Genomic DNA, 23,572 nt, shown 5'->3' with positions numbered 1-23,572 from the left:
GAGCGCGCGCCGCTCATCAGGCGCGTCAATCGATGCATTCTTCAGAAGGGGAAAACTCATGACTCGACTCATCGCCATCGCTTTGCTTCTGATTACCGGCACTGCGGCCCTCGCCGGCTGCAACACCGTGGCTGGCGCCGGCCAGGATATCTCCAGCGGCGGCCACGCCATCACGAACAGCGCGGAAGAAGCCAAGTAACGCGGCTTGCTGGCGCCGTAGCGGCGTCTGCAAGATCGCTTTCGATGTGATCTGCAAGTTGAGCCCGATGCGTTTGCGCGTCGGGCTTTTTTACGTGCCGCGGGGTGGCAAGGACACGCCATCGCATGCCAATCGCGCCGCACACGATGTTGGCCAACAAATAGCAACGCGGCGACCCACCATTGGTGGATCGCCGCCCTGCTCCTCCCTGCCATGCCGAACTACGTCGGTCTTATAGTTGCCTGTTAATCGCTAATGGACTCGCTTTTGAGCGCCTGTTGAGGACCGCTTGACCGCTTATTGGCCCGTCAGCGTGTTGGCCAATTCAATCGCCGGCGTGCCGGTGTTACCGCCCTGTGCAACCAGCAAGTGAATCTGGCCCGGCAGCAACTGGCTCAACGTGCCGGCGATCGGCACCGTGGTGACCAGCCAGTCCGCGTTGTTAGCAAGACTAAACGACGCCGACTGGAAAATCGCCGTCTTGCTGCCTGCTACCGTGGCGATCGCGATATAGGTGCCACCCGACAGATACAGCGAGTCCTGACCGCTAGCCGGTACGGCATTGCTGAACGAAACACCCGCCATCGTCGGACTGACAGTGTTGATGTTGGTCCCTGCCGGCACGATATAGAGGTCGAGATTGGTCGCGTTCGCCGAGGCATTGAACGCCCGCACGCGCGCGTCGTTCGACAGCAGGCCCTTGTCGAACGGATCATCGATCAGGCCGATACCGGGGCTCGTGAGGCCCGGCAAGGCGATCACGGTGTATTCATGTCCGTTGGCCACGTCCGGGAAACTGCCGCTGGCAAGCGCCGTCTTGGTGCCCGTAGCGGCATATGCGACCGTGGTCGCGCCCGTGCCGATGTTGGTGAAGTTCGTCACACCCAGGTAGGCGACATTGGTTTGTCCACCTGGCGCCGAGCCGTTGACGAGGAAGTCATAGGGCGAACTGCCGGGCACGGCATTTTCGAAGTGGATTTCCGGATCGGTGATCCCCAACGTTTTCGCGGCGTCGCTGCCGCTGCCACCGCAAGCTGTCAGGACGGCCGCAACGCCAATCATGGCCGCCATGGTTCGGATTAGCTTCATATGTGCACCTATATCGATGTCGGGTCTCGACCCATTAGTTGTACGAACGCCGTACCCGCCGGATGGCGCGTTCGTTTTCAGGCGAACGGCCCCGATGAGCTGTCTCAGCGACGCTCTCTCTTATCCCTGTTGCGCATCGGTTCAGTGTGACGCGCGTGATATGGACGCTCGCATTCAGCAATCGATGTGCCGCATGCACCAGACTGGATCAGATACCGTCGGTACAGGCCTGGTGGCCAACGAGTTCGCAGGATTAGAATTTTTCCTCGGAAGGTTCGGCCGATCGGCGGTGTATTGTTCGGGCGCACCCCACTTTTACAAGGTCCGTTGCATGCCTTACCGATTCTTGCTCGCCGAACTCGACCTCGGCTTCACGACTCTGCGCAACCGGGTCGTCATGGGTTCGATGCATACGGGCATGGAAGACCGCTTCTGGAACTACCCGAAACTCGCCGCGTATTTCCGCGAGCGCGCCAGAGGCGGCGCCGGTCTGATCATCACGGGTGGCATCTCGCCGAACCGGCAAGGCTGGCTGCTGCCGTTCGGCGGCACGCTAAACTCGGTGTTCGACCTGCGCAATCACCGCCTCGTGACCGAGGCCGTGCATGCCGAAGGCGGCAAGATCGCGCTCCAGATCCTGCATGCGGGACGCTATGGGTATCAACCGTTCGTGGTGTCCGCTTCGGCGCTGAAGTCGCCGATTTCGAAGTTCAAGCCGCGCGCACTGACGCTGGCCGGCGTGGCGAAGACCGTGCGCGACTACGCGCGCTGCGCGCGGCTCGCCCAGCGCGCCGGTTACGACGGCGTCGAGATCATGGGCAGCGAGGGATATCTGCTCAACCAGTTCCTCTGCCCGCGCACCAACCAGCGTACCGACCGTTACGGCGGCAGTCTCGAGAACCGCATGCGGCTTGCGCGCGAGATCGTCGAAGCAGTCAGGGCCGCGTGCGGCGAGCGCTTTATCGTGGTGTACCGGTTGTCGCTGATCGATCTCGTCGAAGGCGGCAATACGTGGGAGGAGACCGTGCAGGTCGCGCAGGCTCTGGAAGCGGCCGGCGTCACGATGTTCAATACCGGTATCGGCTGGCACGAGGCGCGTGTGCCGACCATCGTCACCTCGGTGCCGCGAGCGGCCTTTGCGCCGCTCAGCGCGCGCCTGAAGGCAGCAGTCAAGGTACCGGTGATCGTCTCGAACCGCATCAATACACCGGACGTCGCCGAAGATCTGCTCGCTCAGGGCGCGGGCGATCTGGTGTCGCTCGCGCGGCCGCTACTCGCCGACCCGGACTTCGTCATAAAGACCGCCGAGGGGCGCACGCACGAGATCAACACCTGCATCGCGTGCAACCAGGCCTGCCTCGATCACACATTCCAGAACCGGCGCGCCACCTGTCTCGTCAATCCGCGCGCGGGACGCGAAACTGAACTGGTGTACCGGCCGATCGCCAGTCAGGAGACGCCGCGGACGATTGCCGTGGTGGGTGCCGGGCCGGCCGGGCTATCGGCAGCGACGGTGGCCGCCTCGCGTGGCCACCGTGTGACGCTGTTCGATGCGAGCACAACCATCGGCGGACAGTTCAATCTCGCGATGCGTGTGCCGGGCAAGGAAGAGTTCAGCGAGACGATCCGCTATTTTCAGAGCCAGTTGCAGCGGTATAGCGTCGACGTGCGGCTCGCCACTCGCGTCGATGCCGCGCTGCTCGCCGCGGGCGGCTACCAGGACGTGATCCTCGCCACAGGCATTGCTCCGCGCCGCCCGGCGATTCCCGGCATCGACGGGCCGAACGTCTTGACCTACGTCGAGGTGCTGCGCGGCGCACCAGTAGGCCGCAGCGTCGCGGTAATCGGCGCGGGTGGGATTGGCTTCGACGTCAGCGAGTTCCTGCTGCATCATCCCGGCGAGCCGCTGCCGCAGCCGCGCGACGCGTGGCTCGAAGAATGGGGCGTCGATCTGGCCGTGCGTGAGCGCGGCGGTCTGAAAGCGCCGCTGCCTGCGCAACCGGTACGCGACATCTGGCTGTTGCAGCGCAAAGCCGGCAAGCTCGGTGCGGGGCTCGGCAAGACCTCGGGCTGGGTGCACCGGGCCACGCTAATGCGCAACGGTGTGCGGATGCTCGACGGCGTGTCGTATCTGGAGATCAGCGAACGTGGGTTGAAGATCGCACGCGAAGGCGCCGAGCAGTGGCTCGAAGTGGAGACGATCGTGATCTGCGCGGGGCAGGAATCCTTGCGCGATCTGCAGCCGGCCACGCCGCCTGCGGACGGCCCGCGGTATCACGTGATCGGCGGCGCGGCGCTGGCGAGCGAACTCGATGCCAAGCGGGCGATCCGCGAAGGGGCGGAGCTGGCGGCGCGTTTATAGTCAGGCAACGCGGGGGCGCGTTGCGCGCCTCTGCCTCTCACGCCAGACCGCGGCGCCGGTAATCGAACCAGAACGACAGACCGACACTCGCCAGGATCACCACCGTCGCAATCACCGTTGCGCCGGTCACCGGTTCGCCGAGCAGCAGCGCGCCAAGCGCGACCGCCACCACCGGATTCACGTACATGCAACTGCTGGCGATGATCGGACTGGTATGCCGGATCAGATAGCCGTACGCGACATACGCGGCCATGGTGCCGACCAGCATCAGGTAGAAGAACGCCAGCAGCGGCAGGATGTGCAGTTCGGCCATGCGCTCGCCGGACAGCCACGCGACGATCGTCGACATCGCGCCACCCAATCCGATCTGCAACGCGGTAGACATAAACAGGTCCGACGGCAGTTTCAGCCGTCCAGCCAGATGCGCGCCGCCTGCCCAGAAGAGCGCGCCACACAGAATTGCGAGACTCCCGCCGGCCGAACCCGACGCTCCACCGCCCTGGCTCAGGATCGCAATCCCCACGAGTCCGAGGCCCACGGCAAACCATTCGCCCCGCCCGATCTTGCGTCCCGCCACAGCGGCGATGACGGTAGCGAACAGCGGCACGGTAGCGACCATGACCGCGGCAGTGCCGGTGCCGACCGTGCGCATGCCGAACGCCAGCATCCCGCTCGAGAGACCCACCAGCATCGTGCCGACCAGCCCGGCGTTGCGAATCTCAGCAGCGTTTGGCCAGACCGGGTCGCGACGCGCGGCGAAGACGAACAGGCCGATGCCCGCAAACAGGTTGCGCAGGCCGGACAGAAGGAGCGGCGGGAATGATCCGAGCGCCACGTGCACGGCCAGATACGTGGAGCCCCACACGAGGTAGACGACGCTCAGCGCGAGCGCGATCCGGCCAGCATGAGACTGAGGCAGGCGAAAGGCAAAACGGAGAGGAAAACGGCCAGGAAGTTGCAGCGACATGCGTTCAATCCACCCATGTCGTTCGAGGCGTTGTGCCCCCGCTGGGGACGCTGGGTCCAGATGGCGGGCGCCGCATCGTGGATGCGGCCTGGCAGGCAAGGCTCAAAGACATGGTGGTAGAACGGGCAGAAGTACTTGGGGACGGCAACGGCGGACAACCGCGGCACGCACCGCAGCATTATGCAGGAACGCGGTTGGGCGTCCATGAAAGAATCGTAAATTCTGTATCCGGAAAGCGGCTGGGCGTCCGTGCGAGCGACTGCCTGCCGAACAGACGCCGCGACGGCTAGAGCATGCGAGGTTTCAAGTCTCCGAAAATCAGGTGCGAGGTTCAGATCGAGGGTTACTCATGGCGAAGGCGTCGACCTCAATCGATCGCCGGCGGCCTCACTGACAGGCGGCCAGTTCCGTCACCTGCAACACCTCGCCGGTGGATGCGTTTTCGACGAAGGCCACGACGCCGAACCTGTCCGGCTGCGCCTGGCGGTCGGCGGCATCGGTGGCATCGAGCGCGATCTCACGGCGAATCTGCGCGCTGCCGCCCGCAAGCGGCACCGGACCGATCCATTGCCGCACGACGCGTTCGTGATGCAGCGTCGCGCCACTGTTTTCGCCGGCGCGCACTTGCGACGTCAGTGCGTTTTCATAGACGGCGACGTACGCGTTCAATGGATCGTGGACCGTGGCTTTGGACGTGAAGCGCGCGTCGACGCCGAAACCGTTCGTGCCCTGAGCAGGCGGCGCGAGTTCAAGCGCAACGTCTGCCTGCGCCGGCTCGGCGGTCACCTCGTGAACACGCTCATCGAAGCTCTCGGGCCGGGACCAGCTACGCAACTCACGCCCCGACACGAAGATTTCAGGCGTGTAAATCGTGTGGCCGCCGGCGAGATCGGTCAGCGTCTGCTGCCGTTCAGTGAAACGATGCTGGGAGAAGCGGTCGTTCCAGCCAAGGCTGTTCCAGTAGTCGACATGCAAGGCAAGCGGCACGACGCCTCGAGCGGCACCGCTGTCCTTCCACTGACCCAGCCAGTGATCCGCCGGCGGGCAGCTATTGCAACCCTCGCTGCTGTACAACTCGACCAGCGCGACACGGTGGGCCGGGCTGTGCGCCTTGCACATCGCATCGGCGGCCTGAGCGGCACCGCTCGTGGCTAGCGCGGCAAACAGCGCGATGGCACGCACCATCGGCGAGTCGGCAAAGCGGCGCGTGAGTGAACGCACGCGTACAGGCATAAGCGGATACGCGTGGGAACGCATAAGGGGATTCATGGCAGGCTCCATCTGGAAATCTGCACGTTAGTCGGCGAGCGTCGCCCGTTATGACAGCGCCTCTGAAATTTTATTGCGGGACTGGAGGACATGGCGTGGCTGACGATAAAGATCGGGCAACGCCACCTTTCATGCTGCGGCGCATCACCCCGCGCGGCCCAATAGAGATAAGCACGACAGGCTGTAAGCCGGTCACCGTTCGGGCCACGTCAATTTCGAGACCGGTTGCCAAGCACTGCGCCGGCGGTGTATCGTGTGCGCTGCTAACGCGGGGGTCCTGCGTCGCACGGAGGTTGGAGGTCCGTGTTGCGTGGGTGAGAAATACCCTTTGAACCTGATCTGGATAATGCCAGCGCAGGGAAGCGTACGGAATTCGTAGCGCAGCACCGCCTCATCCTCTGGCGAATTCCGACAACTTCCATCTCGTCTCCTGCTTAGCGGCCCCACATAGAGCTTTGCATGGAGAAATGCATGAACGCCAATCCGAAGTTCCTTTCCGCCGACGCTCACGTCGATGCGGCCGCTGTCGCCCCGCTGCCGAATTCCCGCAAGATCTACGTCACTGGCTCACGCGACGATATCCGCGTGCCGATGCGCGAAATCAGCCAGTCGGATACACCGGACAGCTTCGGCGGCGAGAAGAATCCCCCGGTCTTCGTCTACGACACGTCGGGCCCCTACTCCGATCCGGATGCCACGATCGATATCCGCGCGGGTCTGCCGGCTTTGCGTCAACGCTGGATCGAAGAACGCGGCGACACCGAAGCGCTGAGCGGTCTGTCGAGCGACTTCAGCCGCGAACGCGCCGCCGATACGGCCACCGCCGATCTGCGCTTCCAGGGCCTGCATCGCACGCCGCGCCGCGCCAAAGCCGGCGCCAACGTTTCGCAGATGCACTACGCGCGCAAAGGCATCATCACGCCGGAAATGGAGTACATCGCGATCCGCGAAAACCAGCAGCGCGCGGCGTATCTTGAGTCGCTCAAGACGAGCGGTCCGAACGGCGAAAAGCTCGCGGCGATGATGGGCCGTCAGCATCCGGGCCAGGCATTCGGCGCGAGTGCCTTCGGTCCGAACGGTCTCACCGAAATCACGCCGGAATTCGTGCGCGACGAAGTGGCCCGCGGCCGCGCGATCATCCCGAACAACATCAATCACCCCGAAAGCGAGCCGATGATCATCGGCCGTAACTTCCTCGTGAAGGTCAACGCGAACATCGGCAACTCGGCGGTGACCTCGTCGATCGGCGAAGAAGTCGACAAGATGACGTGGGCGATCCGCTGGGGCGGCGACACGGTGATGGATCTCTCCACCGGCAAGCACATCCACGAAACGCGCGAGTGGATCATCCGCAATTCGCCGGTGCCGATCGGCACGGTGCCGATCTACCAGGCGCTGGAAAAGGTCAACGGCAAGGCCGAAGACCTGACGTGGGAAATCTTCCGCGACACGCTCATCGAGCAGGCGGAGCAAGGCGTCGATTACTTCACGATCCACGCCGGCGTGCGTCTTCAATACGTGCCGCTGACGGCCAAGCGCATGACGGGTATCGTCTCGCGTGGCGGCTCGATCATGGCGAAGTGGTGTCTCGCGCATCACAAGGAAAGCTTCCTGTACGAACACTTCGAAGACATCTGCGAAATCATGAAGGCCTATGACGTGGCCTTCTCGCTCGGCGACGGCCTGCGTCCCGGCTCGATCTACGACGCCAACGACGAAGCGCAACTCGGCGAACTGAAGACGCTCGGCGAGCTCACCCAGATCGCGTGGAAGCACGACGTGCAGACGATGATCGAAGGCCCGGGCCACGTGCCGATGCAGCTGATCAAGGAGAACATGGACCTGCAACTGGAATGGTGTGACGAAGCGCCGTTCTATACGCTGGGACCGTTGACCACCGACATCGCCCCTGGCTACGACCACATCACGTCAGGCATCGGTGCTGCGATGATCGGCTGGTTCGGCACGGCGATGCTCTGCTACGTCACGCCGAAGGAACACCTGGGTCTGCCGAACAAGGACGACGTCAAGACCGGCATCATCACGTACAAGCTTGCGGCCCATGCGGCGGATCTGGCGAAGGGTCACCCGGGCGCGCAGGTGCGTGACAACGCGCTGTCGAAAGCGCGCTTCGAATTCCGTTGGGAAGACCAGTTCAACCTCGGTCTTGATCCGGACAAGGCGCGCGAATTCCACGACGAAACGCTGCCGAAGGACTCGGCCAAGGTCGCGCACTTTTGCTCGATGTGCGGCCCGCACTTCTGTTCGATGAAGATCACTCAGGACGTGCGCGAGTTCGCCGCGCAGCAAGGTGTGACCGACGACGAAGCCTTGAAGAAAGGCATGGAAGTAAAGTCGATCGAGTTCATGAAAAAGGGCGCCGAGATTTATCAGCGGCAGTGAGGCCGATGGGTGGCGCCTGCAGGATGCGCCACCTCGCTTCTCGTGAAACGCAAGGGCTCGCCGCTGGCGGGCCTTTTTCTTTTGCGGGCACGGTTTGAAGCGACCCGAATGCGCGCCAATCCCGACAAGCCCTTACCCAGGACACATCCGGCACGGCACTGAAATAAGCGGTAACCTGTTTGCAACCTGACCCGAATCGCTCAGGGGTATTCTGAGTGGAAGATGCCGGTTTGCAACCTCTCGAACATTAACCATCGCGGCATCGAGCTGCATCAGGAGCATGCCATGAGTCCACTTTCGGCTATCACCCGTCTTGGCGCCGCGGCTGCCGCGCTCGCCCTCGCGGGCTGTTACTACCCCTACGGCTACTATCCCTACGGCGCAAACGGCTACTACCCAACCACGGGTTCCTCGCAGACGTCCGTGGCGGTGAATGCGAACGGCGAGCCCGTTGGCGCGCTGAACCAGCACAACCCGATCCCCGCGCCGCCACCGCCGTCGGTAACGGCTTCGGGTAGCTATGTAGTGCCGTCACCGGCGGCGACCGCGGCTAGCCAGCAGATCTATACGCCGGCCCCGGATGTCGGGCCGGCCTATTCCGCTTATCCCTATGCGGCTTATCCGTATGCGGCCCCGGCCTATCCGTACTACGGATATGGCTACGGTTATGGTTACCCGTATTGGGGACCATCGGTATCGGTCGGGTTTGCCGGCTTCTGGGGCGGAGGCTGTTGCTGGGGTGGTGGCTGGCACGGCGGTGGCTGGCACGGCGGCGGTTGGCATGGCGGTGGCGGAGGCCATTGGCACTGAGCCGATGAACCGATGAGCCACGTCGGAACACACACCCAGCATCACCTCTTTCTATGGCCTGTGACAGACCCAATCTGACGGCCAGGTCAGGCCTGCGCCAGGTGCCAGCCACCTGCGCGCCATCTAGGCCCGCTGCCGCCCATACGCCGCTGGTTTCCCCGTCTTGACTGCGCCAGCGCGCGCTCTATCCTGATGCTGCCGCATGCATTATCTGTTTAAATAGAGAACACGGTGCTGTCCCACACGCAGCCATGCCGTCATCCGTTCTGCCACATTCGACGCGTCACATAACATGCAGCGGGTCGCGTCGACTCGAACAACAACGAAGGAGACGTGATGTTTCACCAACTGTTGACCCCGATTGGCAATTCGCTATTCCCGTCGTTCATCGTCGCTGCACTACCTATCCTCGTGGTCCTCGTGCTGCTTGGCTGGGCCCGTCGCCCGGCATGGCAGGCGTCGCTCGCCGGACTGATCGTCGGGCTGCTGGTGGCGATCTTCGGCTGGCAATTTCCGGTCGGGCTTGCCATCAACACGGTCGTCGCCGGCGCGGTCTTCGCGCTCTGGCCGATCATGTGGATCGTCGTCGCGGCGATCCTGCTCTACAACATCGCGCAACGCTCGGGACGCTTCGCCGCGTTCCGCATGTGGATGATCGACAATCTGCCGAACGACCGCCGTATCGTGCTCGTCGTGATCGGCTTCTCGTTCGGCGCGCTGCTCGAAGGCATCTCCGGCTTCGGCACACCGGTCGCGATCACCAGCTCACTGCTGATCCTGCTCGGCTTCCCGACACTCGAAGCCCTGACCTTCACGCTGATCTTCGATACCGCGCCGGTCGCCTTCGGCGCGCTCGGCGTGCCGGTCACCGTGCTCGCCGCGGTCACGCACCTGCCGGCCAACAGCCTCGCCCAGATGATCGGCCGCCAGTTGCCGTTCTTCGCGTTCCTGCTGCCGTTCTATGTGATCGCCGTGTATGCGGGCTTTCGTAACATGCTGCGCATCTGGCCGGTGCTGCTGGTGGCCGGCGGCAGCTTCGCCGTCACCCAGTTCATCTCCTCGAACTACGTCAACTACAGCCTGACCGACGTGCTCTCCTCGCTGGTTTCGCTGATCGTGACGGTGTCGTTCCTGAAGTTCTGGAAGCCTGCCCCGGATCCGAAGTTCGCCGTCAACGTCGATCGCATCAACGAAGTGCGCGACAGCAAGATCAGCGGCGCGCAGGGCTGGTATCCGTGGATCATTGTGTCAGTGGTCGTGATCGTCTGGACGATCGCCAAGGTCTTCACGATCGGCGACGTCAAGGTGCCGTGGCCCGGTCTCGACAAGGCGGTCTACATCACGCTGTATCACACGGCGTATGGGGCCATCTGGGACTTCCAGCCGCTCGCCACCGGCACGGCCATCCTGGTTGCCGCGATCATCACGGCGTTGCTGGTGAAGCTCTCGCTGGCCGAGTTCGGCCGCGCCATCGTCGACACCTGGGTGCAGACGCGCATCGCCATTCTGACGGTAGCGACCATCGTCGGGCTCGCCTATCTGATGAACTACTCGGGGCTCACCTACACGCTCGGTCTCGGTGTCGCGTCGGTGGGGGCATTCTTCCCGCTGGTGTCGGCGTTCCTCGGTTGGGTTGCCGTCTTCCTCTCGGGCAGCGACACGTCAGGCAATGCGCTGTTCGGTAATCTCCAGGTGGTGGCTGCCAACCAGCTCAACCTGAACCCGATCCTGATGGCAGCGACGAACTCGTCGGGCGGTGTGATGGGCAAGATGATCTCGCCGCAAAACATCTCCACCGGCGTTGCCACCACCGAACTCAAAGGCAAGGAAGGTGTGGTGTTCGCCAAGACGTTCAAGCACTCGCTGATTCTCACGATCGTGCTTGGCATCATCGTGTGGCTGCAGCAGAACTATCTGCAGTGGATGATCCCGCACTGAGCGAGCGCACAGCCGGAGGCATGACGGCGGGCACGCTTGGAGGGCGTGCCCGTTTTTTTTGCCTCGGCTTTCCGTCAATTTTCCTCACATAGCCGTGAGAATTGCTCGTTTTACGCAAACGAGCGCGCCGCCTACCCTATCCCCGTCGAAGAAGCCGGTCGGCAAGAAGATCTTGCTGTTTCATTCCAGCGTGAAATATCCGCGCGTTCACGCGGGTACCATCACTTCGCGTCTCGACTCAACCGCGCGAGACGCGCCTCAAATGAACTCCAGAAATCTGCTCCAGCTCATCATCCTCGCCGCTCTATGGGGAGCGTCGTTCCTTTTCATCCGGGTCGGCGTGACCGACTTCGGGGTCGCCCCGCTGATGGCCCTGCGGGTCGGCATCGGCGCACTGTCTCTCGCGATCGTGCTAATCGTGCGACGTCCACTGCGCGAGTCGCTCGCCACGCTGCGCAGCCGGGCCGTGCCGCTGGTGATAGTCGGCATTCTCAATTCGGCGGCGCCTTTCTGCCTGTTCGCGTATGCGGAGTTGACGCTGTCGGCGGGCGTCACCTCGGTGATCAACGCCAGCACGCCGCTATGGGGCGCGCTCGTGGCCTTCCTCTGGTTAAAGGACCGCCTGAGCGCGTTGCGCAGCCTCGGTCTCGTAGTCGGTTTCCTCGGCGTGTTGATGCTGGTGTGGGATCAGATTGTCTCGCCCCACGGCGGCAGCGCGACGCCATTGACAACCGCGCTCGCTGCGGCCGCCGCACTCGGCGCGACGCTGCTGTACGGCATTGCCGCCAACTATGCCAAACGGCACCTGAGCGGCGTCGACGCGCTCACCGTCGCCACCGGCACGATGACCGGCGCCACCGTGGTTTTGCTGCCGCTGGCGATGATCTACTGGCCCGCCGCGCCGATCTCGCTGAACGCGTGGGGAGCGGTTATCGCACTGGGCGTCGCCTGCACGGGTGTCGCGTACATGCTGTACTTTCATCTGCTCGCCGCCATCGGTCCTGCAAAAACCATCACCGTCACCTTTGTGATCCCGATCTTCGGCATCCTGTGGGGCGCACTGTTTCTCGGCGAAAGCGTCTCGCCGGGGATGCTCGAAGGATGTGTGGTGATTCTGATCGGCACCGCGCTCGCCACGGGTGTGGTCAAACGGATTCCGTGGGTGAAGCCGCGCCGTCCCAGCAGCGCGGACACCTAAAAACGCCAGCGCAAAAAAAATAGCCCGCGCTTCATGGAAGCGCGGGCGAAACCGTCGCCCTACGAGGATAGGCGACGGGGCCACCAGGGCCGCGCGCGCCGCGCGCAGGCCGTCATCGGGCAAAGCACCGGGTCGTTAGCCCGGCGCTGAATCGTGCTGTAGTGAGGCAAACCGACGTCGCGCGCCAGCACCGCGTGAGCGGCTTGCGTGCGGCCAGTCAGGCCTCATGAGGTAGATAAAGCAGCTTGTGTGCCAATCTGAAATACCTTTGACACGAAAACGCAGGTCATTGATTTTTATATTTATTTTTCGCGTCGTCGGCAAAAGAGGCGGGCTTTTGCGGCGCGTTACGCCGTAACGTCACGTTACGCGCGCTCGGCACACGAGCCCGCCCGGGCGGTGCGCCGTTCAGCGCACGCGCCATTTGGCGCGTGCCGCCACGCCCCGGACTCGCGTCGGCGCATGCCTCGACTCATGCGCCGAGAGGGCCGCGCCGCACACCAGCGCGAGAATGAGCAGGCTGGCTGCCCACATCCAGTAGGGAATCACGTCGAACATGGCAGGTCTCCTTGGTCTTGGTTCAGGCAGACAAGCAAACTCCATGCGAGGCGCACATCCGTTGCTGGGCCAGCCATAAGGCGCCGGCCACGGGCATAAAAAAGCCCGCCTGGAAGCCATACCAGGCGGGCTTTTGACGAAGCAGCGAGGGCTCAGTGCAACTGATCGACCACGAGGGCCATGATCTCTTTGGCCGGTTGCGACGAGTCGATATTGCCCTTGTCGTCAACCACGGCTACACGGGTCTGATCCGGCGTAACGGCCCGTACGTTCACCAGATACGTCTTGGCGACCTTCTCGGTATGGCCGTGCATGACCTGGCTCCAGAAGCCCTGCTCTTCCGAGCGCATGTCCTTCGGATCGACATAGCGGATCGAATACAGCCCGCGGGTACGGTCGCGGGTATCGACCGTGAAGTTGCTGCGGTCGAGCGCAAGACCCACGCGCGCCCATGCGCGATCGTACGGCTCGCCCAGCGTGAGTTCGGTGGAGGTGAACTGAGCCGAAGTGTTCGACGTCTGGTTCTGGTCCGGGAAGGGTTGCTGGGCTGCCAGCGCGACGTTTTGCGCAGCCGTCTTCGCAATAGCGGAACTCGACCCGGCGGTTGCTGCGCCCGGCGCCGTCTGCGTGCCGGCCGGCGAGAGAGCCGTGCTTTGCGTATCGCCCGAAGCGCCGCGCGCATCGGCCAGCGCCAGCGACGCCATCAGGCGCTTCAGGTATTCGGTTTCGAGGCCGGGATCGTTCGGCTTGGGCTGCCACGTGGTCGACTCGTTGTTCGCGCCGCTCAGAGCTTCCTGCATGCCCTTCTGGCTGATGAACACGTAGGTGCCGCCGTTCGGCGCCGTTTCGAGGCGGGTGCGGTACTTGTTACGCTCGGAAGCCACGTACGAGTTGCCCATCGCCTTCGACAGCGTGTCGCGGATCAGGCCGTCGTTGATCTGCGCGTGGGTCTCGTTCCAGTCGGTTTCCATCACGCCCTTGTCGCGCTGGTCGACCACCAGCAGGAAGCCCTGTTCCTGCCAGAAACGGCGGATTTGCGCCCAGGCCTGGTCGGGCGTCTTGTTGTCGATGACGAGCCAGCTTTCGGTGCCGTCACGCTGGATATGCATGCCTTTGACCGGCGGCAGCACGCCCAGGCTGGTAACCGGCGCCTGCGCCTGCACCTGGTTGAGGGCGGACAGCGAGGTTTGACCGCCCTGCGGCGGAAGCGAGCGCTGATCGGACGTCTCATCGATCAAGTTCGGCGGCACTGCCAGCGACACCTGCTTCGATTTGGAGTCGCTCTTGTAGTCAATCTGGGTCGGCGACGAGGTACCGCAACCGGCGACGCCGGCAACCAGCCCGCCTGCCACCAGCAATACTGCATACCGCTTGGTAAGACGAAGATCAGTCATGTTCAGGGAATCCTTCCGCTACGCCACGGCAAGTTTCCGTGGATCAACCCGTTATTTTACCGATCCCGGACCGACCTGTGCAAAAAGCCGGTTTGGCCCCTGCTGGACGACACCGAAAACACGGTTTTGAGGGCTTGCATCCACCCCTCGCCGAAGCGGTTGATAACACCTCGAAAAACGCGCCGAGCGCGCGCCAAAATCTGACACGAGAGGCAGATTTAGCTCCCACTCCGTCAGTGCGATTTAACAATTCACAACACTCCCGACAGCAACGTCAGAGAGTCCTGTCAGAAGCAATATCTCCTTGTTTTAACGGACCATTCCCGACTTCCGCGCCCGCTTCCTTTTGAGATTTGTAGCCAGTCCGCCAGGCCCCACCCACATTGATCAGGAAACCTCAGTGATATCTTGAATTCGTCATATTAAAAAACAATGAGAGGGCCGCCATGCAAGTGTCGAGGAACATCCTAATGCCTTTCTACAGAGGCGTCGTGCTATCGGCGGCGATCTCCGTATTACTTCCCGTGACAACCGCTCACGCGGCGCTCGGCGGCACTCTGGCCGGCATCGCGGGAACCCCGCCGGTGCCAATCCTCAACGGCGCCGTGGAGCGCCTCACGAGCGTGGACGCGGGCGGCACGACGATCAACGCCTACGCATCGAACACCGGTCAGATCTTCGCCTACACCTGGCAGGGCCCGACCGTGCCCGACCTGCCGGCGCTGCTCGGCCCCTACTACGCCTCCTATCGGGCCGGGGCGGCCGCTGCGCTCGCGGCGAGCCATGACCTGCACGACTCGCGCGTGGTCCAGCCCGACGTGATCGTCGAATCGGGCGGTCAGATGCGCAGCTACGTGGGCCGCACGTGGCTGCCGGGCGCGCTGCCTGCCGGCGTCACCCCTGACGATCTGCCATGAAGGAGCCCGCCATGAGGACCCACCTCGTCTTCTTTCTTTTCCTTTCCAGCGTGCTTTGCAGCGTACTCGCCGCCTGCGGCGGCGGAGGCGGGAGCGACTTGAGCGCCGCCAGCGGTGCCGCCGCGCCGGCGGCGGCGTCTGGCTCCACGAAAACGCCGACCACCCCAGCCAGCGCTCCGGCGGCGGTCGGGCAGTCCACCACGCCGAATGTGCAGCCGATCGCAGTCACCGCGGCGCCCGGACTCACCCGCAATATGCTCACCACCAGCGTCACGATCTGCGCGCCCGGCACCAGCAACTGCGCCACCATCGACAACATTCAGGTCGACACCGGCTCGCAGGGCTTGCGCATCCTCGCCTCGGCGCTGCCGGCCAGCCTGCAACTGGCGGCCCTGCCATCGGGCAGCGGCAGCGCCGGCGAATGCGCGGTGTTCGGCGGCGGCTACACGTGGGGAGCGGTGCGCAGCGCGGATGTCAGGATGGCCGGCCAGCTCGCCGCGTCGCTGCCGATCCAGCTGATCGCCGATCCCGTCGTGCCCACCGTACCGTCGGACTGCGCCGGTACAGGCCTCGCCATGCAGACAGTCGCCACGCTGCGCGGCAACGGCATTCTCGGCGTTGGCCTGTTTGCGGCGGATTGCGGCGGCACCTGCAACAGTTCCGCGGCGCCGCGCTGGTACTACAGCTGCACCGCGAGCGGCGCCTGTCAGGCGAGTGCCCAGCCGCTCGCCCAGCAGGTCACCAACCCCGTGAGCGCGTTCCCCCTCGACAACAACGGCGTCGTGATCGACCTGCCGGCGGTGGCGGCGGGCGGCGCGCCGTCGGTGGCGGGATCGCTTATTTTCGGGATCGGCACCCAGGCCAATAACGTGCTCGGCGGCGCCACCGTGCTGCGGGCGAATTCACAGAGCGGCTACGTGACCACGGTCAGCGGCGCGCAAACGTACTCGCAAAGCTACCTGGACAGCGGCTCGAACGCGCTCTTTATCGCCAACGCGGGGTTGCCTGAATGCGGCCTGTGGTATTGCCCGGCTGCGACGGTATCGGCCAGCGCGAGCATCAGGGGCACGGACGGCACCAGTTCGACGGTGGCCTATTCGGTGGGCAATTCGAGGACGCTGTTCAACAGCACCAACAACGCCTTCGACAACCTTGCCGGCATCACCAGCAACAGCTTCGGCTGGGGCCTGCCATTCTTCTACGGACGGCGCATCTACACGGCCATCGAGTCGCGCCTTACCTCGGCGGGCAGCGGTCCTTACTACGCCTTCTGAGACATGACGATGGGGTCCCGGCCTGCGTGCAGAGAAAATTCCCAAAGTCCCAGGCCGGGCTTATTTGATACAGGCCAACTGCGATAATCCGATTCTTGGCGGACAACATGTCTACATTGTTAGTCATGCCTATCTTTAAAGAATCGAAACCATGGCGTTCACGCTTTCGCTTGCAGATCTTCATGGCTGCTCGCGCGACGAAGATCCCGTTGTCTGTATAGAAGATTGAAGCAATGGAAGACTCATTTTTGCTCGACGAATTCGAGCAACTCGTATATAGCCAGGCGCACGACCAGGCTTCGGTCAAGTTCGTCGCGGCGCTGGCGCTCCTGCAAATGAAGCGTGGCCAGCTGGATGAGAGCTTTCGTGCTTCGGGCATGGAGGGATTATCAACTGCCGAGCAGCATGAGCGCTTTTGTACGCGTCTGACGAGTGCAGCATCCACGCTGTTCGCCAGCCCGGAGTATCGCCCTCACGCGGTATGCTTGCAGCTGATGCTGACGCTGCACGAGTGGATCAGCGTGCTGTTTTCATCCACGGCGTTCGGCAACGCGGATCACGTGGTACGCCACCTGAATCCGCGCGGGCCCGCCGACCGGCAATTCATGCCCGGCGACCGTTTCATCGAAAAGCTATGCGTGCTCTATTCGAGCGAGTCGGACCTTGAGCTCGACTTTGCCGCCCTGTGGGTGCACGACAAAACCATGGCCGCCTGCCTCGCACTGGTCCTGATGGCGCCGCTCTTTCACGGCTCGGCCAATGCACACGGCAAGCGCGAGGCGCTGCTGGAATGGCTGCCCGGCAGGCTGCGGCAGATCGACGATCTCGACGACCTGCCCTCGGCCGTATTGCACAACGCGTATATGTTCTGCAGCTACGCCGACACGCCGCGGCGTCACGCGGTGAAGCGCGACATCAACGTGCTGGTACGCCGCAAGCTCGACCAGCTTGGCCTGACCGATCTGCCTCCGCCTGTACAGCCGCACCCCACCGGCGGCGCGCAGCGCGGCAAGAAACCGTTGATGCTGGTGGTGGTCGAGTGGTTCGGCGGCGCGCATTCAATCTACCGCACGCATTCGCGGACCATCGAAGCCGCGCGCGAACATTTCGAAGTGGTCGGCTTCGGTTTCGGCTACGCGATCGACGACGCGGGCCGCGCCGTCTTCGACCGCTTTATCGAACTCGAGCAGCCGGACTACATCGGCGAATGCCTGAAAACGATCCGCGATTTCGCCGTGGCCGAGCAACCGGACGTGCTCTATATGCCGAGCGTCGGCATGTTCGTCCTGACGGTGTTCATGTCGAACCTGCGGATCGCGCCGCTGCAGATAGCAGCCCTGGGCCATCCGGCCACCACCCACTCGGACAAGATCGATTACATCAGCGTCGAAGAAGATTACGTCGGCGATGCGGCCTGTTTCAGCGAACGCCTGCTAAGACTGCCCAAGGACGGCCAGCCGTACCGGGCATCGCTCGCGCTGCCCGAGATCGCTCCACGCGTGCCGCAGCGGCGCGAGACTGTCCAGATCGTCATCACCGCGAGTCCGATGAAGCTCAATCCGGCCTTTCTCGATGCCTGCAGGCAGATTCAGGAGCGCGCGGGGCTTCCGGTGCAATTCCACTTCATGACCGGCAATAGCTACGGCTTGCCGCTCCAGCACATGCGCCGCGTCATCGGCGCGGCCGTGCCGGGCGCCGTGACGCATGGCTTTCACCAATACGCCGACTACCTGGCGCGCGTCGACGATTCGGATCTGTTCCTGAGCCCCTTCCCGTTCGGCAACACCAACGGGATCGTCGACGCGTTCACGCTTGGCCTGCCGGGGGTGTGCAAGACCGGTCCGGAGGTGTTCGAGCGTATCGACGGCGCGCTGTTCGCACGCGCTGGCATGCCAACCTGGACCACGGCGCAGACAGTCGAGGCTTATGTCGAAGCGGCGGTGCGAATGGTGACCCGGCACGACGAACGCGAGGCCTTGCGCCGCCAGTTGATCGAGACCAAGGCGGTGGAGCGGTTCTTCGAGGGATGTCCGGAGGTATTCGGCGAGCGCGTGCTGCGTCTCGTGCGCGAGGAGCGCAGGCGTAATGCGCGAGCGGCGGTGGCTGGTGCTGCCGGTGCTAACACCGTCGCTCACGCTTGAGGGTTGGAGAACGCGCGCCCGGGTCACGGGCCGCCGGCCTGCACGCCCCGCCACAAGGTCAGACGGGGCTTGGCGGCTCAGCTCACGGCAACGCGGTTATTCCTGGGTATCGCTCGCGGCGGTGTCGTTGGTCTTCACGAGTTCCGGGGGCGCCAGCCAACGGAACGACGCCAGATTCAGGCCGTCGAACCTGCATTCGACAGCGGCAGACTTGACCACCTTCTTGGGCTTGACCGGTTTGGCATTTGCCGCCGCCGCAGAGGCGCCCGACGCAGCTGCGACGACCGTGGCTGGCTTGGCCGTCGTGCTCACCCCGTCCGACGCCGCGTCCGACGAGTCCACCGCAGCAGCGGCCGCCGCCGAAGCCATCTGTCCGTGCGACGCCCGCGGACTAGCGGAGGCCACTGAAACAGCCGAAGCCGCCGCAGCCCCCGAGGCCCCCTTGGGCGCCGACGCCGCCGCGACTTCCGAAGCCGTCTGCATATGCGACAGCGACGCCTCGACCACCACCCGCGAACCGTGGATGCCGGTACCCGTGTGATCGACGGACAGCTTGTCGATCGACGCCTCGGGCATCTGCTCAGGCGACACGTCAGCCAGCTTGCTGCGCATCGCCTGTTCACACGCGTCGGTGTTCTTATAGACGGCCGTGCACCCCGCGAGCACCACGGCGGCGGTCGTTACGCATGCGATAGATAGAGTGCGGATCTTCATTGATATTCCGGTTTTCAGGCTGTCGGCATTGTAGCGTACGGGCCGCGCTGCGCGCCTGAAAGCCGGACGCATGATCCGCACCTGTGGATCATGCGCACATACGCTCAGTTCGACGGGGCCACAGCGGTGCGCACACCGGCGAGCGGCGCGCCGTACCCGCCCGCCTCCGCATTGTTCGGCAGTCCATTGGCCAGTTGCGCGCGCGGATCCACCGGGTTGAGGTTCATTTCACCGGCCTGCTGATTGCCGTGCGACGGATATTCGCTGCCCAGCGCCGCGTTCGGCATCAACTGCTTGCCGTTCTGAGGGGCATTCACATCGTCCTGCGGAGAAAGCCCCTGCGCGCCTGCTTGAGCCGCGACGCCCAACGCTGCCGCACACAATACGGCCTGCCAAAACTTCTTCGATGTTAGTTCCATGTTGCCTCCGACAAAGTGAAGTGGGTCGCGTACGCCGCATTGCCCGCAAGATTGCGCGCAAACATATCTGCAAACTCATCTGCCAAATTAGCTGCAGTAATTCGACCGGACCTTGTACCAGCATAGACGAGTCGCGATGCTCTTGCATGGCAGGACTGCCATGTACGCATCCTTTATACGTGGGCCGCACACGGCTGGTTTCAGCCTTCGTGTTTCGCCCCTTCACTTCGCCTGAAAAGCCGTATGCAATTTACGTTTCACCTCCGTTTCAGGGGTGCCATCGGCAACCCGTCGTCACGTGCGGAAAAACCGGTTCTCCGGCCGCGGCAGTCCAAGATTTTCGCGTAACGTTGCGCCTTCGTATTCACGCCGGAAGATGCCTCTGCGCTGCAACTCGGGAATCACCTTGTCGACGAAATCGTCGAGGCCGCCAGGCAGGTACGGGAACATCACGTTGAAACCATCCGAGCCTTCGCCGACCAGCCACGCCTCCATCTGATCGGCGATCATCGCGGGCGTGCCGACCATTTCCAGTCCTGAATAACCGCCGATGCGCTGCGCCAGTTGACGGATGGTGAGCTTGTCGCGCTCGGCCCATTCAACGACGCGCAATCGGCTCGTGCGGCTCGCATTGCTCTCGGGAATTTCCGGCAGCGGACCATCTGGATCGAAGCCCGACACATCGTGTCCGAGTGCGATGGAAAGCGACGCGATCCCACTGTCGTAATGCACGAATGTGTCCAGACGTGCGCGCTTTTCCAGCGCTTCATCGAGCGTGTCGCCTACCACCACGAAAGCGGCCGGCAGAATCTTCATATGGTCACGCGAGCGCCCGAGTTTCTCCATGCGGCCTTTGACATCTGCGTAAAAGCGTTGACCGTCCGCAAGCGTGGTCTGCGCAGTGAAAACCGCCTCTGCAGTTTCGGCGGCGATCTGCCGCCCCGCTTCGGACGAACCGGCCTGGACGATCACAGGCCAGCCCTGCACCGGACGTGCAATGTTGAGCGGCCCGCGCACCGAATAGTATTCGCCCTTGTGATCGAGCACATGCAGCTTGTCCGGATCGAAGAAGATGCCGGACTCGACGTCGCGAATCAGCGCATCGTCGGCCCAGCTGTCCCATAGTCCGGTGACGACATCGAAGAACTCGCGCGCGCGGCGATATCGTTCGTCATGCTCAACATGTTCTTCGAGACCAAAGTTGAGCGCGGCGTCCGGGTTCGAGGTGGTGACGAGATTCCAGCCCGCGCGGCCGCCGCTGATGTGATCGAGCGAGGCAAAGCGGCGCGCGACGTGATAAGGCGCGTCGAACGTCGTAGACCCCGTGGCGATCAGGCCGAGACGCTCGGTCACGGCGGCGAGCGCCGGCAACAAGGTCATCGGTTCGAACGAGGTGACCGTGTGACTGCGTTTGAGCGCCTCCACCGGCATGTTGAGCACGGCCAGATGATCGGCCATGAAAAACGCGTCGAAACGTCCACGCTCGAGTGTCTGTGCGAAGCGCTTCATGTGCGAGAAGTTGAAGTTGGCGTCGGGGTAGGCGCCCGGATAGCGCCATGCGCCGGTATGGATCGTCACAGGGCGCATGAAGGCGCCGAGGCGCAACTGGCGTGGCGGGCGTGGCTGGCTAGACATGCAGGACTCTCCGGTTGATCGGCTAACTGGCGAGTTACGATACGCCGAATCCACGGAACCTGCTGAAACCGCGCCCGCGTGCAAAGCGCGCCACAAACGCTTATCTTTACGCCTGTTGCCGTTTGCATTGCGGCCCACCCGAACCCATCACAGGCGCCATGACTCACCACTCCCATCCGATGCTTCGCACGCTGCGCAACACCCTCGCCGGACTGACCGCCACGCTACTCGTTGCGGCCTGCGCGTGGGTCCCATCGAACGATAGCTCGCTAGCCTCGGCCGTCGCCGGCCCGCAGCGCAGCGACGCCGCGAAGGCGCGCGACGTCTATCGCCATCCGCAAGGCACGCTGCAGTTCTTCGAGATCGCGCCGACGCAAACGGTCCTCGAAATTGCGCCGGGTGGCGGCTGGTACACGGACATTCTCGCGCCCTACCTGCACGATCACGGCACGCTCTACGAGGCCGAATACGAAAGCCCGTCGCCGGCCGCCGCGGCAGAAGAGAAGGCAGGTGACGCCGCATTTGCCCGCAAGCTGGCGGCGACACCGGCCCTCTACGGCAAGGTCGTCGTCGGCACGCTGCAGGCGGGACAGTTCAATGGCTTCGAGGCGAACGGCAACGTCGACCGCGTTCTCACGTTCCGCAATATCCACAACTGGATCAAGGACGGCCAGATCGACGCCAACCTGCAAGCGTTCTACCGCGCGCTGAAGCCGGGTGGCATCCTCGGCGTCGAAGAGCATCGCGCGGCGCCGGGCACGTCGCTGCAACAGATGATCGACAGCGGCTATGTCACCGAAGCCTACGTGATTGAACATGCGCAGGCCGCCGGGTTCAAGCTGGCCGGCAGCAGCGAGATCAACAGCAATCCGCGCGACACCAAGGACTATCCGCACGGCGTCTGGTCGCTGCCGCCGACCTACGAGGGCGGCAGTGTCGATAAGGCGCGCTTTGCCGCGATTGGGGAATCGGATCGCATGACGTTGAGGTTCGTCAAGCCGAATTGATGACGCGCAGCAGGCCGGGCGGTGCGTGGTGGCAAAGACGGAAAGGCACGCGCGCCCGACGAACAGAGGTGCTCGCCTCGGATCTCACCCAACCAACGCAACGCCAGTTCCGACGCTTTAACGCCGGCAAACGCCGCCCCCACTCCGCCACGCATGCGATATCGCTGCCGCTGGTTTCCTTGTGATCTTTCGTTAGTTCGTAAAAGCAGCGTCTTTCATTACATTGATCGGTCTGTTCACACCGATCTCTGGAAACTGGGAGACCTAAATGAAGCGGTTCTTCAATCGTTCGTCGGCCCGGCTGGCCATGCTGCTGGCTGTGCTGGCCTCAGGCCTCGTGACGATGGCGACGGCCTATGCCGCGACCCCGCCGGAGATCCGCGTCGACTATGCGTACTACTCGCCGGAAAGTCTCGTCATCAAACGATATGGCTGGCTTGAAGACGAGTTCAAACCCGACCATGCGCAGATCAAATGGGTGTTGAGTCTCGGCAGCAACCGCGCGCTTGAATACCTGAACAGCGGTGCAATCGACATTGGCTCGACAGCAGGCCTTGCGGCCGTGCTTGGCAAGGCGAACGGCAATCCGATCCGGGCCGTTTATATCTTCTCGCGACCCGAATGGACCGCCCTGGTGGTGCGCAAGGACTCGCCGATCAAGACGCTCGCCGACCTGAAGGGTAAAAAGATCGCCGCCACCAAGGGCACCGATCCGTTCCTGTTCACGCTGCGTGCGCTCCATACGGTGGGGCTGACGCGCGACGACGTCGAGCTCGTGAACCTGCAGCATCCGGATGGGCGCACCGCGCTCGCGAACGGCCAGGTGGATGCATGGGCGGGTCTCGATCCGCATATGGCCGCCGCACAGATCGACGACGGTGACCGCCTGCTGTATCGCAACGTCGACTTCAACACGTACGGCTTTCTGGACGCGCGCGAAGCGTTTCTTCAGCAATATCCCGAGACGGTTGCGCGCGTGCTGAAGGTCTACGAAAAGGCACGCGTGTGGATCATCGCGCATCCGGACGACGCCGCGCAAATCGTTGCAGACGAATCGAAGGTCTCGCTGCCGGTCGCAAAGCTGCAGTTGCAGCGCAACGATTTCAGCTACCCTGTTCCGGGCGCACAGCAGATTGAAGCGCTCAAGGCTGCAGCGCCGATTCTCGTTCAGGAGGACCTGGTAAAGCCCGGTACCGATTTGCCGCAGGTGATCGATGCACTGGTCGATTCGCAGGTCGCGCAGCCGGTGGTGACAGCGGCACGGGCCCAGTGAGTTTG

General features: G+C 63.4%; 19 protein-coding genes and 1 riboswitch. Of the genes, 11 read left to right on the top strand and 8 right to left on the bottom strand.

What is annotated here, in order from left to right; genetic code table 11:
* The first annotated feature begins 58 nt into the window (after positions 1 to 58).
* A complete protein-coding gene (locus P3T20_RS26460; protein ID WP_074264072.1) occupies positions 59 to 199 on the top strand; it encodes an entericidin A/B family lipoprotein in 141 nt (46 codons plus the stop codon).
* A gap of 297 nt (positions 200 to 496) precedes the next feature.
* On the opposite strand, the gene P3T20_RS26455 is transcribed toward P3T20_RS26460, so the two are convergent.
* The gene (locus tag P3T20_RS26455) at positions 497 to 1,288 is read right to left on the bottom strand and encodes a DUF4397 domain-containing protein (RefSeq protein WP_074264071.1); all 792 of its coding nucleotides are present in this window, start codon (positions 1,286 to 1,288) and stop codon (positions 497 to 499) included.
* A 331-nt stretch (positions 1,289 to 1,619) separates the two neighbouring features.
* Between P3T20_RS26455 and P3T20_RS26450 the strand changes: the two genes are divergently transcribed.
* Positions 1,620 to 3,650, top strand: coding sequence for an FAD-dependent oxidoreductase (locus tag P3T20_RS26450; RefSeq protein ID WP_429288280.1), 2,031 nt, complete (start codon positions 1,620 to 1,622; stop codon positions 3,648 to 3,650).
* 37 nt (positions 3,651 to 3,687) lie between these two features.
* Here P3T20_RS26450 and P3T20_RS26445 read toward each other — a convergent pair whose 3' ends face one another.
* Entirely contained in the window at positions 3,688 to 4,617 is a 930-nt protein-coding gene (locus P3T20_RS26445) for an EamA family transporter (RefSeq protein ID WP_429288279.1), read from the bottom strand.
* Between the two features lie 387 nt (positions 4,618 to 5,004).
* On the bottom strand, positions 5,005 to 5,850 hold the full coding sequence (locus P3T20_RS26440; RefSeq protein WP_429288327.1) for a DUF1223 domain-containing protein: 846 nt from the start codon (positions 5,848 to 5,850) through the stop codon (positions 5,005 to 5,007).
* Between the two features lie 296 nt (positions 5,851 to 6,146).
* A riboswitch (TPP riboswitch) is annotated at positions 6,147 to 6,265 on the top strand.
* 92 nt (positions 6,266 to 6,357) lie between these two features.
* Here P3T20_RS26440 and thiC point away from each other — a divergent pair.
* From thiC to P3T20_RS26420, 4 genes are all read left to right on the top strand, one after another.
* A complete protein-coding gene (gene thiC, locus P3T20_RS26435; protein ID WP_074264069.1) occupies positions 6,358 to 8,289 on the top strand; it encodes a phosphomethylpyrimidine synthase ThiC in 1,932 nt (643 codons plus the stop codon).
* Positions 8,290 to 8,574: 285 nt separating this feature from the next.
* On the top strand, positions 8,575 to 9,099 hold the full coding sequence (locus tag P3T20_RS26430) for a hypothetical protein (protein ID WP_074265999.1): 525 nt from the start codon (positions 8,575 to 8,577) through the stop codon (positions 9,097 to 9,099).
* Positions 9,100 to 9,435: 336 nt separating this feature from the next.
* On the top strand, positions 9,436 to 11,037 hold the full coding sequence (locus tag P3T20_RS26425; protein WP_074264068.1) for an L-lactate permease: 1,602 nt from the start codon (positions 9,436 to 9,438) through the stop codon (positions 11,035 to 11,037).
* A gap of 262 nt (positions 11,038 to 11,299) precedes the next feature.
* Positions 11,300 to 12,235, top strand: coding sequence for a DMT family transporter (locus P3T20_RS26420; RefSeq protein WP_074265998.1), 936 nt, complete (start codon positions 11,300 to 11,302; stop codon positions 12,233 to 12,235).
* 408 nt (positions 12,236 to 12,643) lie between these two features.
* On the opposite strand, the gene P3T20_RS26415 is transcribed toward P3T20_RS26420, so the two are convergent.
* Both P3T20_RS26415 and bamC read right to left on the bottom strand, forming a co-directional pair.
* Positions 12,644 to 12,793, bottom strand: a complete 150-nt coding sequence (locus tag P3T20_RS26415; RefSeq protein WP_167379382.1) for a hypothetical protein — start codon at positions 12,791 to 12,793, stop codon at positions 12,644 to 12,646.
* Between the two features lie 152 nt (positions 12,794 to 12,945).
* Complete coding sequence (bamC, locus tag P3T20_RS26410; protein ID WP_074264067.1) at positions 12,946 to 14,187, bottom strand: outer membrane protein assembly factor BamC; 1,242 nt, start codon at positions 14,185 to 14,187, stop codon at positions 12,946 to 12,948.
* A gap of 470 nt (positions 14,188 to 14,657) precedes the next feature.
* Here bamC and P3T20_RS26405 point away from each other — a divergent pair, with 470 nt between their 5' ends.
* The 3 genes from P3T20_RS26405 to P3T20_RS26395 all read left to right on the top strand — a co-directional run bounded on the left by P3T20_RS26405 (position 14,658) and on the right by P3T20_RS26395 (position 18,519).
* Positions 14,658 to 15,104 (top strand): DUF2844 domain-containing protein, encoded by a 447-nt coding sequence (locus tag P3T20_RS26405; protein ID WP_074264066.1) that lies wholly within the window; start codon positions 14,658 to 14,660, stop codon positions 15,102 to 15,104.
* Positions 15,105 to 15,115: 11 nt separating this feature from the next.
* Positions 15,116 to 16,378, top strand: a complete 1,263-nt coding sequence (locus tag P3T20_RS26400) for a DUF3443 domain-containing protein (RefSeq protein WP_074264065.1) — start codon at positions 15,116 to 15,118, stop codon at positions 16,376 to 16,378.
* A gap of 233 nt (positions 16,379 to 16,611) precedes the next feature.
* Positions 16,612 to 18,519 carry a glycosyl transferase family 1 gene (locus P3T20_RS26395; RefSeq protein ID WP_074264064.1) on the top strand — a complete coding sequence of 636 codons (1,908 nt, stop codon included), beginning with the start codon at positions 16,612 to 16,614 and terminating at the stop codon, positions 18,517 to 18,519.
* 96 nt (positions 18,520 to 18,615) lie between these two features.
* On the opposite strand, the gene P3T20_RS26390 is transcribed toward P3T20_RS26395, so the two are convergent.
* The 3 genes from P3T20_RS26390 to P3T20_RS26380 form a co-directional block, all read right to left on the bottom strand.
* Positions 18,616 to 19,233: a hypothetical protein gene (locus P3T20_RS26390; RefSeq protein ID WP_074264063.1), complete on the bottom strand. Its 618-nt coding sequence runs from the start codon at positions 19,231 to 19,233 to the stop codon at positions 18,616 to 18,618.
* 104 nt (positions 19,234 to 19,337) lie between these two features.
* Entirely contained in the window at positions 19,338 to 19,652 is a 315-nt protein-coding gene (locus tag P3T20_RS26385; protein WP_074264062.1) for a hypothetical protein, read from the bottom strand.
* 294 nt (positions 19,653 to 19,946) lie between these two features.
* On the bottom strand, positions 19,947 to 21,287 hold the full coding sequence (locus tag P3T20_RS26380; RefSeq protein ID WP_074264061.1) for an LLM class flavin-dependent oxidoreductase: 1,341 nt from the start codon (positions 21,285 to 21,287) through the stop codon (positions 19,947 to 19,949).
* Between the two features lie 158 nt (positions 21,288 to 21,445).
* Here P3T20_RS26380 and P3T20_RS26375 point away from each other — a divergent pair, with 158 nt between their 5' ends.
* Together P3T20_RS26375 and P3T20_RS26370 are read left to right on the top strand one after the other, a co-directional pair.
* Complete coding sequence (locus P3T20_RS26375; protein WP_429288278.1) at positions 21,446 to 22,294, top strand: class I SAM-dependent methyltransferase; 849 nt, start codon at positions 21,446 to 21,448, stop codon at positions 22,292 to 22,294.
* Between the two features lie 268 nt (positions 22,295 to 22,562).
* A complete protein-coding gene (locus P3T20_RS26370) occupies positions 22,563 to 23,567 on the top strand; it encodes an aliphatic sulfonate ABC transporter substrate-binding protein (RefSeq protein WP_074264059.1) in 1,005 nt (334 codons plus the stop codon).
* The last annotated feature ends 5 nt before the right edge of the window (positions 23,568 to 23,572 follow it).

It is taken from the genome of Paraburkholderia sp. GAS206C, assembly GCF_050435645.1.
Taxonomy (GTDB): domain Bacteria; phylum Pseudomonadota; class Gammaproteobacteria; order Burkholderiales; family Burkholderiaceae; genus Paraburkholderia; species Paraburkholderia phenazinium_B.
Note: the sequence above shows the minus strand (reverse complement) of the source record. Positions and strands in the feature narration are given on the sequence as shown.

Excerpts from the sequence above, each read along its gene's own strand:
- P3T20_RS26390 (WP_074264063.1), bottom strand. The coding sequence starts at position 19,233 with ATGAAGATCCGCACTCTATCTATCGCATGCGTAACGACCGCCGCCGTG.
- P3T20_RS26460 (WP_074264072.1), top strand. The coding sequence starts at position 59 with ATGACTCGACTCATCGCCATCGCTTTGCTTCTGATTACCGGCACTGCG.
- P3T20_RS26380 (WP_074264061.1), bottom strand. The coding sequence starts at position 21,287 with ATGTCTAGCCAGCCACGCCCGCCACGCCAGTTGCGCCTCGGCGCCTTC.
- P3T20_RS26385 (WP_074264062.1), bottom strand. The coding sequence starts at position 19,652 with ATGGAACTAACATCGAAGAAGTTTTGGCAGGCCGTATTGTGTGCGGCA.
- P3T20_RS26440 (WP_429288327.1), bottom strand. The coding sequence starts at position 5,850 with ATGCCTGTACGCGTGCGTTCACTCACGCGCCGCTTTGCCGACTCGCCG.
- P3T20_RS26395 (WP_074264064.1), top strand. The coding sequence starts at position 16,612 with ATGGAAGACTCATTTTTGCTCGACGAATTCGAGCAACTCGTATATAGC.
- P3T20_RS26445 (WP_429288279.1), bottom strand. The coding sequence starts at position 4,617 with ATGTCGCTGCAACTTCCTGGCCGTTTTCCTCTCCGTTTTGCCTTTCGC.
- P3T20_RS26425 (WP_074264068.1), top strand. The coding sequence starts at position 9,436 with ATGTTTCACCAACTGTTGACCCCGATTGGCAATTCGCTATTCCCGTCG.
- P3T20_RS26375 (WP_429288278.1), top strand. The coding sequence starts at position 21,446 with ATGACTCACCACTCCCATCCGATGCTTCGCACGCTGCGCAACACCCTC.
- P3T20_RS26400 (WP_074264065.1), top strand. The coding sequence starts at position 15,116 with ATGAGGACCCACCTCGTCTTCTTTCTTTTCCTTTCCAGCGTGCTTTGC.
- thiC (WP_074264069.1), top strand. The coding sequence starts at position 6,358 with ATGAACGCCAATCCGAAGTTCCTTTCCGCCGACGCTCACGTCGATGCG.
- P3T20_RS26430 (WP_074265999.1), top strand. The coding sequence starts at position 8,575 with ATGAGTCCACTTTCGGCTATCACCCGTCTTGGCGCCGCGGCTGCCGCG.
- P3T20_RS26420 (WP_074265998.1), top strand. The coding sequence starts at position 11,300 with ATGAACTCCAGAAATCTGCTCCAGCTCATCATCCTCGCCGCTCTATGG.
- P3T20_RS26455 (WP_074264071.1), bottom strand. The coding sequence starts at position 1,288 with ATGAAGCTAATCCGAACCATGGCGGCCATGATTGGCGTTGCGGCCGTC.
- P3T20_RS26370 (WP_074264059.1), top strand. The coding sequence starts at position 22,563 with ATGAAGCGGTTCTTCAATCGTTCGTCGGCCCGGCTGGCCATGCTGCTG.
- P3T20_RS26405 (WP_074264066.1), top strand. The coding sequence starts at position 14,658 with ATGCCTTTCTACAGAGGCGTCGTGCTATCGGCGGCGATCTCCGTATTA.
- P3T20_RS26450 (WP_429288280.1), top strand. The coding sequence starts at position 1,620 with ATGCCTTACCGATTCTTGCTCGCCGAACTCGACCTCGGCTTCACGACT.
- bamC (WP_074264067.1), bottom strand. The coding sequence starts at position 14,187 with ATGACTGATCTTCGTCTTACCAAGCGGTATGCAGTATTGCTGGTGGCA.
- P3T20_RS26415 (WP_167379382.1), bottom strand. The coding sequence starts at position 12,793 with ATGTTCGACGTGATTCCCTACTGGATGTGGGCAGCCAGCCTGCTCATT.